The sequence below is a fragment of the Paenibacillus sp. FSL P2-0089 genome, assembly GCF_038595095.1.
Lineage (GTDB): Bacteria > Bacillota > Bacilli > Paenibacillales > Paenibacillaceae > Paenibacillus_AQ > Paenibacillus_AQ silagei.
This window is the reverse complement of sequence record NZ_CP152006.1, coordinates 4,731,260-4,743,669: the sequence shown is the minus strand read 5'-3', so window position 1 is coordinate 4,743,669 and position 12,410 is coordinate 4,731,260. Positions and strand designations below refer to the sequence as shown.

Annotated in this window: 12 protein-coding genes; 11 read left to right on the top strand and 1 reads right to left on the bottom strand. The window is 54.8% G+C overall.

Annotated features, from left to right (window positions below):
• Positions 1-139 precede the first annotated feature (139 nt).
• Positions 140-313 (bottom strand): hypothetical protein, encoded by a 174-nt coding sequence (locus NST69_RS19985; RefSeq protein WP_209871109.1) that lies wholly within the window; start codon positions 311-313, stop codon positions 140-142.
• Between the two features lie 77 nt (positions 314-390).
• Here NST69_RS19985 and NST69_RS19980 point away from each other — a divergent pair, with 77 nt between their 5' ends.
• The 11 genes from NST69_RS19980 (at position 391) to NST69_RS19930 (ending at position 12,334) form a co-directional block, all read left to right on the top strand.
• Positions 391-963, top strand: coding sequence for an NUDIX hydrolase (locus tag NST69_RS19980; RefSeq protein ID WP_209871107.1), 573 nt, complete (start codon positions 391-393; stop codon positions 961-963).
• A complete protein-coding gene (locus tag NST69_RS19975; RefSeq protein ID WP_342546970.1) occupies positions 954-2,147 on the top strand; it encodes an endonuclease Q family protein in 1,194 nt (397 codons plus the stop codon). Before NST69_RS19980 ends, NST69_RS19975 begins: the two co-directional genes overlap by 10 nt.
• A gap of 67 nt (positions 2,148-2,214) precedes the next feature.
• Complete coding sequence (gene spoIIM, locus NST69_RS19970; RefSeq protein WP_340951517.1) at positions 2,215-2,850, top strand: stage II sporulation protein M; 636 nt, start codon at positions 2,215-2,217, stop codon at positions 2,848-2,850.
• A 150-nt stretch (positions 2,851-3,000) separates the two neighbouring features.
• Entirely contained in the window at positions 3,001-3,468 is a 468-nt protein-coding gene (locus tag NST69_RS19965) for a Fur family transcriptional regulator (protein WP_340951518.1), read from the top strand.
• Positions 3,469-4,121: 653 nt separating this feature from the next.
• On the top strand, positions 4,122-4,355 hold the full coding sequence (locus NST69_RS19960; RefSeq protein ID WP_076086452.1) for a DUF4227 family protein: 234 nt from the start codon (positions 4,122-4,124) through the stop codon (positions 4,353-4,355).
• Positions 4,356-4,495: 140 nt separating this feature from the next.
• The gene (gene xerD / locus NST69_RS19955; RefSeq protein WP_342546969.1) at positions 4,496-5,389 is read left to right on the top strand and encodes a site-specific tyrosine recombinase XerD; all 894 of its coding nucleotides are present in this window, start codon (positions 4,496-4,498) and stop codon (positions 5,387-5,389) included.
• Positions 5,390-5,587: 198 nt separating this feature from the next.
• Positions 5,588-6,766, top strand: coding sequence for a phosphopentomutase (gene deoB / locus NST69_RS19950; protein WP_342546968.1), 1,179 nt, complete (start codon positions 5,588-5,590; stop codon positions 6,764-6,766).
• A gap of 50 nt (positions 6,767-6,816) precedes the next feature.
• Positions 6,817-7,641, top strand: coding sequence for a purine-nucleoside phosphorylase (locus tag NST69_RS19945; protein ID WP_036732029.1), 825 nt, complete (start codon positions 6,817-6,819; stop codon positions 7,639-7,641).
• Positions 7,642-7,698: 57 nt separating this feature from the next.
• Entirely contained in the window at positions 7,699-8,562 is an 864-nt protein-coding gene (locus NST69_RS19940; protein ID WP_342546967.1) for a purine-nucleoside phosphorylase, read from the top strand.
• Positions 8,562-9,893 carry a pyrimidine-nucleoside phosphorylase gene (locus NST69_RS19935; protein ID WP_342546966.1) on the top strand — a complete coding sequence of 444 codons (1,332 nt, stop codon included), beginning with the start codon at positions 8,562-8,564 and terminating at the stop codon, positions 9,891-9,893. Before NST69_RS19940 ends, NST69_RS19935 begins: the two co-directional genes overlap by 1 nt.
• Positions 9,894-10,216: 323 nt before the next feature.
• Entirely contained in the window at positions 10,217-12,334 is a 2,118-nt protein-coding gene (locus NST69_RS19930; protein WP_342546965.1) for a collagen-like protein, read from the top strand.
• The last annotated feature ends 76 nt before the right edge of the window (positions 12,335-12,410 follow it).

Sequence of the window (12,410 nt, the reverse complement as noted above, 5' to 3'; positions counted from 1 at the left end):
CCAGGGCAAGGCTTTTGCTGAGACGGTCTGCTGCCGCTTAAGAATAACATTAAAGGAGCTGCTTCCGGGATGATCCGGGAGACAGCTCCTTCTTATACCCTGGAATATCATAGACGCTGACCGGAAGAACGAAGCGGCATTATCCAGCCTTAGAAGCTTTGATCCGCGAATCTGCCTGGAGCAGCAGGATGTAAGCCAGGGGCATATCGCGCCCGTATTGCTTCATCCACCCGGCCATTACGGCCATAATCTGTTCCGGTTTACCTACCATTGTAACTGCGGATGAGCTTGCTTGGACAAGGATGTTATTCATGCCTGCATTCCTTCTTTCTTCTTAAGTTTGCTATAATACACCCTATGCATAACGATGCCAAAGGAGACCACAAATCTATGAAAAAAGATGAAATAAACCGCAACCCCGCATTGGATGAAGAAACATTGTCAACGAAGCCGATTTTTGCAGGCCACATTATTTCGCTTCAGGTGGATACCGTAAGGCTTCCTGACGGCAACACCGCAACCCGCGAGGTCGTGAAGCACCCTGGAGCTGTAGCCGTGCTGGCCCTGAATCAGGGTAAAATGCTTGTCGTAGAGCAGTACCGTCAGCCGATGCACCGTACCGAGGTGGAGATTCCGGCAGGGAAGCTGGATCAGGGAGAAGATCCGCTGGCGGCTGCGGGCCGTGAGCTTCAGGAGGAGACCGGCTTTCATAGCGGGGGACTGAAGCTGCTGAAGTCGTTCTACACCTCGCCCGGCTTCGCCGACGAGATCATTCACCTCTATGTGACCGAGGATGCCCAGCCGGGCGAGATGGCACTGGATGAGGATGAGTTCCTGGAGGTCTCCGAGCTGACGCTGGAGGAAGCCTACCAGTACATTGCGGACGGACGTATTGCCGATGCCAAGACGATGATGGCGGTCTATGCCTGGCATCTTTACACGCTGACAGGCCAATGGCACTAGCGGAGGAGCTCAGCAGCGTCTACTGCGATCTGCATGTGCATATCGGACGGACTTCGGAGGGCCAGGCGGTCAAAATCAGCGGCAGCCGTGATCTGACCTTCGCCGGGATTGCCCGGGAAGCGGCGGAGCGCAAGGGGATTGGCCTGATCGGCATTATCGACAGCCACTCACCGGGCGTGCTGCGTGATATTCATACCGCGCTGGATTCCGGTGAAATGACGATAGCCGCAGGCGGCGGAATTGCATACCGGGGGACAACGATCCTGCTGGGAACCGAGATTGAGATCCGTGAGCCCGGGCGGCGGGAGTGCCATGTCCTGGCCTTCATGCCGGACCTTGGAACGATGGAGGATTTCAGCACCTGGATGAGCGCCCATATGCGTAATGTGAGTCTCAGCTCACAGCGCCTGTACGCCCCTTCAAGGGTGCTTCAGGACGAGATTACCGGGCGGGGCGGGCTGCTGATCCCGGCCCATATTTTCACGCCTCACAAGGGGCTCTATGGCTGCGCGGCCGAGCGGATGGCGGAGTTATTCGATCTGGACCGCATCGCAGCCGTGGAGCTGGGTCTCAGTGCGGATTCAGAGATGGCAGGATATATCTCGGAGCTTGACCGTTACAGCTTCCTGACCAATTCCGATGCCCATTCCCTCGGCAAAATCGGCCGCGAGTACAATGTCATCGAGATGCGCGAGCCCTCCTTCGAGGAGCTGAAGCTGGCGCTCCGGCGCTCGGAAGGACGCCGGGTCAGTGCCAACTTCGGGCTGAATCCCCGGCTGGGCAAATATCACCGGACCTACTGCGGCGGCTGCGGCAGCATCATCGATGAAGCCTACAGCACCTCGGAGCGCTGCCCGTATTGCGGCAGTCCGAAGCTGGTCCAGGGTGTGCTGGACCGTATTCTGCATATTGCCGACCGTTCGCTGCCGCAGGTTCCGGATTACCGGCCTCCGTATCATTATCAGGTGCCGCTGGAGTTCATTCCCGGCCTCGGCAAGCGTAAGCTGAACCTGCTGCTGGAGGCTTTTGGCACAGAGATGAACATTCTGCACCGGGCTGCGGCAGCCGAGCTTGCCGCTGTAGCGGGGGCAGAGCTGGCAGGGCTGATCGTGCTGGCCCGTACAGGACAGCTCGTGCTCTCCTCGGGTGGCGGAGGCACCTATGGCAAGGTGCTCAAGAACTAAGGACAAGTCATAGATCAGGACATTCCCTCATATGGTGTAACATGTGACCGGAAAGGGGAATGTCAGGGTGCGCAGTCTAAAGCTGATGGTGAAGGAACAGACGCCTCTTTATATTTTTGTCGCGGTATTATTTCTGGTCGGGGTGGTCTTCGGAGCGCTTATCGTCACTGCGCTTACGCTGGATCAGCAGCAGGAGCTGGGAGATTACTTAAGCAATTTCTTCGTGACGGTCGATCAGCAGGGACTGCCTGCCGCGCAGGATTCATACTGGAGCATCGCCGCTTTTCATCTGAAGTGGGTCGGCCTGATCTGGGTGCTCGGCTTGTCCGTGATCGGACTTCCGGGCATTCTGATTCTGGATTTTCTCAAAGGCGTGCTGATCGGCTTCACCGTCGGCACTCTCGTCAGTCAATATTCCTGGCACGGTATGCTGTTCGCCCTGGTCTCCGTCGCTCCGCATAATCTGGTGCTGATTCCGGTGCTGCTGGTATGCAGCGCGGCTGCCCTCGGTTTCTCCCTGCTAATGATCCGCAGCCGGGTACTGGGACAGCAGCGCCGCACGCAGGTGACTCATCCGTTCATGATGTATACGCTGCTCTCGCTGGGGATGGCGCTGCTGGTGATGGGGGTCTCTGGCTTCGAGGCTTGGGTGACGCCGGTGATGATGCGCTGGGTGACGCCGCTTCTGGTGTCGGCCGGGTGAGGAAGAATTTTCAAATATGGAGGATCTGTGAATGTGCGGGCCAGCCCGATCGAGATGCTAAAACCGTTTGACTTCTCAAAGGAAATCCCCCTATAATGGAAGAAGTGGCTTGAAGCCCGGTGTGGTAATTTTCCAAGGGGGAGGCAGACAATGGAAGCCCGAATAGACAAGATTAAGCAACAACTACAATCCCAAGGATACAAGCTTACACCTCAACGGGAAGCGACCTTAAGAGTTCTCCTGGAGAACGAGGATGATCATTTAAGTGCGGAAGATGTATTTATGCTTGTAAAAGAAAAGGCGCCCGAGATCGGTCTTGCCACCGTGTATCGTACCCTGGAACTGCTTAGCGAGCTTCATGTCGTGGAGAAAATCAATTTCGGAGACGGTGTGGCCCGCTATGATCTGCGTACGGATACGGCGAAGCATCATCACCATCATTTGATTTGTGTGCAGTGCGGAAGTATGGATGAGATTCGTGAGGATTGGCTCGGACCGCTGGAAGACCGGCTGGAACAGGAATACAACTTCACGGTGGTTGATCATAGACTTGATTTTCACGGAATATGCCACCGCTGCAAGGATAAGAACCCGGCAGAGGACAATACTCCAGAATAAGCGTATATAGAATGTGGACTTAAGAATGCTTCATTGCGGATTTCCTAAGTTCATCTTCAAATGAGGAATGACCGCGCAAGCTCTCCCCCGGCTGAATGGCTGGAGGGGAGCTTTTTGATTGCCGGGAGAGCAAGGATAGTGGGCTGTAGCGGGGGGACGAAAGGGATAAATCCCATTAAATCCGCTGAAAAGTGTGCTGAATGAGGGAATGAAAGGGATAAATCCCATTAAATCCGCTGAAAGATGTGCTGGACGGGGAGATTAAAGGGATAAATCCCATTAAATTCGCTGAAAGTGGGCTGGTCGGGGAAATGAAAGGGATATATCCCATTGAATTCGCTGAAATTGAGCTGGACGGGTAGTTGAAGTAGAGTAAATGAAGAGCACAAGTGCCCCTGAATTCAGCAGATGTAGGCTATATGAGCATTAACCCGGATGCCGCCATCCCAGCCAGCAGGTAGATTAACTAACCTCAGGCTAATTTGTCCTCCAACATACATAACATGGCCCTCCGGCGCATAAAGTGAAGGACGAGTTCTGCCCGCATTCTTTCTACTCTCCGCACTTGCGTGCGCTTACCCAAGCGCAGCAGAAGGGGATCATATGCAGAATGCTGATGCAGACGCTGATATCATTTTGAGGAGGCTGCCTGGATGATTATTTCTCTGCCCCGCACGGTGCGCCGGCTGTATTTCATGACGATGCTTGTGGCGGTAAGCTGTGTGCTGTATTATGTTTTGAGCTGGGTCAGCGCATGGATCAGTCCGGCCCGCAATGTTGAGATTCCGGAAGGCACCGCCGTCCGGGCGTTTCAGGATGTCCAGTACGGTGAACAGGGGATAAGTGCAGGGGATCGCCTGCGCCTTTTTTACTGGTACGGGGAGTAACGGGACGGATTGCAGGATTAAGGGAGAAGTATGTCGAATCAATCTATAGCATGTCATGGAACAACGCTGTTCCGGCTGCTGGATCTCAACCCGCTGCGAAGCCGCATGAAGCAGCCTGAGTCTGACAGGAGCGTGAATTGATGAAGTCATACTTACAGCCGTTTATGCAGTATTTGTCCGGGGACAAAGGATTGTCTCCTAGTACGCTGGAATCCTATGGACGGGATATTTCGCAGTTTCTGGAGTTTACGGAAGAGCGGGGCCTGGACGCGGCCGAAGAGATTAGAAGAACGCATATTATGCTCTATTTGGGTGCCCTGCGCGGAGCAGGGAAGGCAGCAGCCACGGTGAACCGGAATACGGTATCGCTGCGCGCCTATTTTCATTTTTTGCTAAAGGAACGGCTTATTGTCCAAGATCCTACGCTGGATATGGAAGCCATGAAGCCGAGTCACAAGCCGCCGATCATTCTCAGCATTGAGGAGATCGAGCGTCTGCTGGCGGCTCCGGATGAAGCTGTTCCCCAGGGGATGCGCGATAAGGCTATGCTGGAGCTGCTGTATGCGACGGGTATCCGTGTGACGGAGCTGATCTCGCTGAATGTGGAGGATGTGAACACATCCTTGCGGTTCGCACGCTGCAGCGGCGCCTCCGGCAAGGAGCGTGTGGTCCCGATCGGCGTGATTGCGGCTGATTGCGTAGCCCGTTATACCTCAGGGATGCGGGACAAGCTGCTGCGTGCGAGCCGGGAGGAGCCTGCGCTATTCCTGAATAGTCTGGGCGGACGGCTGACCCGTCAGGGCTTTTGGAAAATCATCAAAAAATACGCGCGTGAAGCTCAGATTGAGCAGGACATCACACCGCATACTCTGCGCCACTCCTTTGCTGCGCATCTGCTTGAAGGCGGGGCGGACCTGCGCTCTGTGCAGCAGATGCTGGGCCATTCCGATAGTTCGACCACTCAGATATACAGCGGAATTGCCCGCAAGAATATGAAGGAGGTCTACGAGAATCATCATCCCCGGGCGAAATAGCCGGTTGTGCAGGGATGAGGGACCTTAGGAATACGGGCGGGCGGATCGGATTGGGCCGAAAAGATGCTTTTTGTGAGTAAGAAAGTTATGATGGAATCATACTGAAGAAATCGCTCCCGGGAGAGGTTCTCCCGGAGTTTCTTCATGCTTAGAGCAGACGACAAGATTAGGCAAACTATAAAAGGAGTGAAGACGGCAATGTCCTCATTTAAACGCATCGGATTTATTGTTCTGGACAGTGTAGGTATCGGTGAAGCGCCGGATGCCGCTAATTTCGGAGATACAGGCTCCCATACGCTGGGCCATATTCTGGAACGGGTTCCGGGTCTTAAGCTTCCGAATCTGCAGCAGCTCGGGCTGGCGAATATCGCACCGCTGCCACCGCTTGAACCGGTAACCGCCCCTACAGGCTACTACGGCAAAATGCAGGAGGTATCTGTAGGCAAGGACACGATGACCGGCCACTGGGAGCTGATGGGGCTGAAGATCGAGGTTCCTTTTAACACCTACTTTGATGGCTTCCCTGCGGAGCTGATCGAGAAATTCGAAGCGGCTACCGGACGCAAGGTCATCGGCAACAAGCCGGCCTCCGGCACGGAGATTCTTGTGGAATATGGCGAGGAACAGATGAAGACGGGGGCATGGATTGTCTATACCTCGGCGGACAGCGTGTTCCAGCTTGCGGCACATGAAGATATTATTCCTCTGGAGGAGCTGTACAGCGCCTGTCGGATCGCCCGTGAGCTGACGATGGCTCCCGAGTTCTCCGTAGGCCGTGTGATTGCCCGCCCTTATGTCGGCGAGCCGGGGAATTTTGTGCGTACACCTAACCGCCATGACTATGCGGTGAAGCCGCCGGAGCCTACGGTGATGAATGCGCTGGAGGATATCGGCAAGGATGTGATTGCTGTGGGTAAGATCAATGATATTTTTACCGGTGAAGGGGTAACCGCAACCTATCCGACCAAAAGCAATGAACACGGCATCCAGATCACCATTGACGAGCTGCGCAAACCGTTCGACGGATTCCTGTTCACCAATCTGGTGGACTTCGATTCCCTCTACGGCCACCGCCGTGATCCGGAAGGCTACGGCCGTGCGCTGGAGGTGTTCGATCAGGCGCTGCCTGAACTGCTCAGTACGCTCGGTGAGGATGATCTGCTGATTATCTCCGCAGACCATGGCAATGACCCGGTTCATGCAGGAACAGATCATACGCGCGAATATGTGCCGCTCCTGGTCTACAGCCCAAGATTCAAGACACCAGGCAGCCTCGGCATCCGCCAGACCTTCTCGGATGTGGCCGCGACAATCGCCGATAACTTCGGGGCGAAGGCTCCGCAGTACGGGACAAGCTTTTTGTCTGAATTACAGTAATCACACCACAGCTTGAACTGGATTTTTGAAAAAAAGAAGGAGTGTAACCCATGACTACTATAACCTCAAGCAAAATTCAAGAAGCCGCCGTATATATCAAAGATAAATGCACCGTCGCCCCTGAAATCGGGCTGATCCTGGGCTCCGGCCTAGGCATTCTGGCGGATCTGATCACAGATGAAGTCGTTATTCCTTATCATGAGATTCCTCATTTCCCGGTGTCCACGGTAGAAGGACATGAAGGCGAGCTGCTGATCGGCATGATCGAAGGCCGCCGCGTGGTCATGATGAAGGGCCGCTTCCACATGTATGAAGGCTACGGCCCTGAGGTTACAGCCTTCCCGGTACGGGTAATGAAGGAGCTGGGCGTAACCAGCCTGCTGGTCACCAACGCAGCCGGTGGCGTCAACACGGAATACACACCGGGTGATCTCATGCTGATCACGGATCATCTGAATCTTACAGGCCGCAATCCGCTGAGCGGACCGAATGACAATGCGCTGGGCGTACGGTTCCCGGATATGTCCTCGGCTTACAGCCCGCGTCTGATTGCAGCTGCCAAGGAAGCTGCTGCCGCACTGAATTTTGAGTTCAAGGAAGGCGTATATGCGGGTCTGCTCGGACCGAACTATGAGACACCTGCTGAGATCGTGATGCTGCGCCGCCAGGGAGCAGATGCCGTAGGCATGTCCACCGTATCCGAGACCATCGTTGCCCGCCATGCCGGGATTGAAGTGCTGGGTATTTCCTGCATCACCAACATGGCAGCCGGTATTCTTCCACAGCCGCTGAATCATGCAGAGGTGATGGAGACCGCTGAGCGTGTGCGCGAGCAGTTCCTGAAGCTTGTGCTTGCTTTTATTCCCAAGATGTAGGTACTGCTTCACATACGCGTTATTCTATACACAATTCATATCCGGGAGGATCAACCTATGACAACACCAACAACAGTCCCATACGGTACCCAGGTTCAGGAAGCCGCTGCATATATTCAATCCAAATTCGGCGGTTATACACCGGCAATCGGCCTTATTCTGGGTTCAGGTCTTGGCGACCTGGGCGATCAGATCGAAGATGCAGTCTACCTGCCTTATGAAGAAATTCCGCATTTCCCCCATTCAACGGTAGAAGGCCATGCCGGAAGATTCGTGATCGGTAAGCTGGAAGGCAAGGATGTTATGATCATGCAGGGCCGTTTTCACTACTATGAAGGTTATGAGATGCGCAAGGTAGTTCTTCCGGTCTATGTAATGGCTAAGCTGGGCATCGGCACCCTTGTCATTACCAACGCTGGCGGGGGGATGAACAGAGCGTTCAAGGCAGGCGACCTGATGCTGATTACCGACCACCTCAATATGACCGGAGACAACCCGCTGATCGGACCGAATGATCCGGAGCTGGGCGTAAGATTCCCTGATATGTCCAGTGCCTATGACCCTGAATATATCCAGCTTGCGAAAAAGCTTGCAGGCGGAGTTACAGGTGTGGACGGTGAAGCGCTTGTCCTGCAGGAAGGCGTATATGCCGGCATCAGCGGCCCTACTTATGAGACCCCGGCTGAGCTGAAAATGCTGGCCTATCTCGGCGGCGATGCCGTGGGAATGTCCACCGTGCCGGAGGTTATCGTGGCCAGTCACAGCAAGCTGCGTGTGCTCGGCATTACCTGTATCACCGATATGGCGATTGGCGATGAGCTGGAGCCGCTCACCCATGAGCAGGTGGTAAAAGTGGCGAACCTGACCAAGCCAAAATTCATCGGACTGGTGCGCTCCTTCGTCCGTGAGGTACAGATCTAATGCGTGCTGTTGATCTTATTCAGAAGAAAAGAGACGGCGGTGAGCTTAGCCGCGAAGAAATAGCATTTCTGATTCAAGGCTACAGCAAGGGAGAGATCCCGGATTACCAGATTTCCGCCTGGGCGATGGCTGTGTATTTCCGCGGAATGAACGCTCGCGAGACCGGCGACCTGACCCTGGAGATGGCGATGTCCGGCGACCAGGTAGACCTTAGCCCGATTGCGGGCATCAAGGTGGACAAGCATTCTACCGGAGGCGTGGGCGACAAGACGACAGTTGTGCTGGCACCGCTGGTCGCGGCTGCCGGAGTTCCGGTAGCCAAAATGTCCGGGCGCGGTCTCGGCCACACCGGAGGCACGCTGGATAAGCTGGAGTCGATTACGGGATTCTCGGTGGAAATGGACCGGGAACGGTTCTTCGCCCAGGTGGGCGAGATTGGCGCGGCGGTGATCGGCCAGTCCGGCAACATCACGCCGGCGGACAAGAAGCTGTATGCCCTGCGTGATGTGACAGCCACGGTGGAATCGATCCCGCTGATTGCCAGCTCCGTCATGAGCAAGAAGATTGCCGCAGGCGCGGACGCCATCGTGCTGGATGTGAAGACCGGCAGCGGCGCGTTCATGAAGACGCTGGAGGATTCCATTGCGCTCGCCCAGGCGATGGTAGATATCGGCACTCACCTTGGCCGCAACACGGTTGCGGTCATCAGCGATATGGACCAGCCGCTGGGCTTCGGCATCGGCAATGCCCTGGAGATCAAGGAGGGCATCGAGACATTGAACGGCCACGGGCCGAAGGATCTGCAAGAGGTCTGCCTGATCCTGGGCAGCCAGATGCTCGTACTTGGCGGCAAGGCAAAGGACGAAGAAGAAGCACGTTCCATGCTGCTGTCCCATATCGAGGACGGCAGTGCGCTGGATAAGTTCAAGCAGATGGTGTCGGCCCAGGGCGGCGATGCCTCACAGATTGATTCTCCTGACACCTTGCCCGCTGCCCGCAGATTCATTGAAGTGAAGGCTGCGACCGCAGGCTATGTGGAGAGCATCCAGGCTGAAGAGATCGGTGTGGCTGCGATGCTGCTTGGTGCCGGACGCGAGACGAAGGAGTCCGTGATCGATCTGGCGGTCGGCATTCAGCTCTCGCTGAAGGTCGGCGACGCGGTGGCCGCAGGCGATACGCTGGCAGTGCTGCATGTGAACGATGCCAGCGAGAGCAAGGTGCAGGAGGCCGAAGCCAAAGTGCTGGAGGCTTACCGCATCTCCGCCCAGCCGGTTCCGCCGCAGCCGCTGGTTTTTGCGCTGGTGACCAAGGATGGGGTAACGCGTTACTAGCCGGACCGGAGTACACTTTGGAATCTACGTTTATACAAACAAGCCGTACGAATCAGCAGATTGCTGGCGTACGGCTTGTTTTTTTTGAAGCGATCCGGCTTACCCCTTCGTCTGTTCCCTACATACATAGTAACTCCTTTATACATAGCCTGAACCCTGGTACGAATTGAACTAAAAATCTGGTTACTAGGGTCAACGGCATACGCAGTTGGAATTAGCATGAATAGGATAGACTACATACTATTTTATTACCGGATTCATATAGAAGGAGCCGATAGGTTCTGGATGAATGTGTAGTTCAATCTAGATAAGGAGGGCGGGTAATGGCGGTATGGAATACAGGGCCTATTGAGAATAACGCTGTTAACGGCTCTAGACCAACGGTATCAACGACTATAATCATCGTCAATGAAAGTACAACTCAAACCGCAGTTGTCTTAACACAGGGATACAATCTCAGTGGGACCAGAGCATTATTTATCTTGAGTCAGGATGAGATTCTGCCGAATACGGTGTTTTCAAAGAATTATTATAGTAATCTTAATTCCTTTGAGTTTGTATTTACAATCACTGGCGGAGCTGTAGAAAATACAGATATATCCGTATGGGGAAAAGGAAGCTCAGGACAGCTAACTACGCCTCATCGCCTAGTCTCAGCAGAATTATTAGGTTATTCTGGAGCCGTTGGCGTGACTGGAGTAACGGGAGCGACTGGTGTAACTGGAGCCACAGGGGCGACTGGCGTAACGGGCGTGACAGGTGCCACGGGAGTGAGTGGTGTAACAGGAGTGACGGGGCCGACAGGCGTTACGGGAGCAACGGGAGCCACCGGGGCAACTGGAGTTACGGGCGTGACAGGTGCCACGGGAGTGAGTGGTGGAACAGGAGTGACGGGGCCGACAGGCGTGACGGGAGGAACGGGAGTCACCGGGGCGACTGGCGTAACGGGCGTGACAGGTGCCACGGGAGTGAGTGGTGTAACAGGAGTGACGGGGCCGACAGGCGTTACGGGAGGAACGGGAGTCACCGGGGCGACAGGAATTACGGGGGCGACGGGAGAGACTGGAACCACAGGTATAACGGGAGTAACCGGATTAACAGGAGCTACAGGCGCAACGGGAGCCACTGGAGCTACCGGAGCGACAGGTGTAACAGGAACAACGGGAATCACCGGGGCAACGGGAGGAACGGGAGCGACTGGAATTACGGGGGTGACGGGAGAGACCGGAACCACAGGTATAACGGGAGTGACAGGAGTAACCGGAGTAACAGGAGCTACAGGCGCAACGGGAGCCACCGGGGCAACTGGAGTTACGGGAGGAACGGGAATCACCGGGGCGACAGGAATTACGGGGGTGACGGGAGAGGCCGGAACCACAGGTATAACGGGAGTGACAGGAGTAACCGGAGTAACAGGAGCTACAGGCGCAACAGGAGTCACTGGAGCTACAGGAGCTACCGGAGCGACAGGTGTAACAGGAACAACAGGAATCACTGGAGCAACCGGAGTAACAGGAGCGACAGGTGTAACAGGAACAACGGGAATCACAGGAGCAACGGGAGGAACGGGAGCGACTGGAATTACGGGGGCAACGGGGGAGACCGGGACCACAGGTGTAACGGGAGTGACAGGAGCAACCGGAGCGACAGGTGTAACAGGAACAACAGGAACAACAGGAATCACCGGGGCAACGGGAGTAACTGGAGCGACTGGAATTACGGGGACAACGGGGGAGACTGGGACCACAGGTGTAACGGGAGCTACGGGAATCACCGGGGCAACGGGAGTAACCGGAGTAACAGGAGCTACAGGCGCAACGGGAGTCACTGGTGCTACAGGAGCAACCGGAGCGACAGGTGTAACAGGAACAACGGGAATCACAGGAGCAACCGGAGTAACAGGAGCGACAGGTGTAACGGGAGCTACAGGAGCAACCGGAGCGACAGGTGTAACAGGAACAACGGGAGTCACAGGAGCAACTGGTGTAACAGGAACAACAGGAGTCACAGGGACAACAGGTGCTACCGGAGCTACGGGTACACCTACTCTGGCATTTTCCAATACTGCAGGCTCGATAGCGGTCTATCCGCCATTGAACACAGAAGTCATTGTTGTTTCGGTGACTCAGAACGAAGTGATCTCTCAGCAGCTGAAAATAGATTACGCTATATCATTAGAAGCGATCACTTCGTCTAACTGGTCACTTGTTGCTGAACTTCGTATCTACCGCTCTGCTACTTTGATCTCTACCAGAACACTTAACCGTAGCGGAAATGCATCGGGAACGCAACGTTTTCCGATTGCGGACACTTATGTTGATACAGCTCCGGCTACTGCTTCTATATCCTACCAAGTTCGTGCAATTGTTACCACGGATAGCAATATAACCTCAGCAACAGTTATCAATCGAAATCTCAATATTATTACTTTCACTCCCTAATTCCGCTCCACCCAGCAGATTAAAAGTAAAATAGCCTTAGCCCAGAAACTGAGCTAAGGCTATAAATGCATCTGAG

Coding starts and splice junctions, on each gene's coding strand:
- NST69_RS19945 (WP_036732029.1), top strand. CDS start 6,817: ATGACTACTATAACCTCAAGCAAAATTCAAGAAGCCGCCGTATATATC.
- xerD (WP_342546969.1), top strand. CDS start 4,496: ATGAAGTCATACTTACAGCCGTTTATGCAGTATTTGTCCGGGGACAAA.
- NST69_RS19965 (WP_340951518.1), top strand. CDS start 3,001: ATGGAAGCCCGAATAGACAAGATTAAGCAACAACTACAATCCCAAGGA.
- NST69_RS19935 (WP_342546966.1), top strand. CDS start 8,562: ATGCGTGCTGTTGATCTTATTCAGAAGAAAAGAGACGGCGGTGAGCTT.
- NST69_RS19940 (WP_342546967.1), top strand. CDS start 7,699: ATGACAACACCAACAACAGTCCCATACGGTACCCAGGTTCAGGAAGCC.
- NST69_RS19960 (WP_076086452.1), top strand. CDS start 4,122: ATGATTATTTCTCTGCCCCGCACGGTGCGCCGGCTGTATTTCATGACG.
- NST69_RS19930 (WP_342546965.1), top strand. CDS start 10,217: ATGGCGGTATGGAATACAGGGCCTATTGAGAATAACGCTGTTAACGGC.
- NST69_RS19980 (WP_209871107.1), top strand. CDS start 391: ATGAAAAAAGATGAAATAAACCGCAACCCCGCATTGGATGAAGAAACA.
- NST69_RS19975 (WP_342546970.1), top strand. CDS start 954: ATGGCACTAGCGGAGGAGCTCAGCAGCGTCTACTGCGATCTGCATGTG.
- NST69_RS19985 (WP_209871109.1), bottom strand. CDS start 313: ATGAATAACATCCTTGTCCAAGCAAGCTCATCCGCAGTTACAATGGTA.
- deoB (WP_342546968.1), top strand. CDS start 5,588: ATGTCCTCATTTAAACGCATCGGATTTATTGTTCTGGACAGTGTAGGT.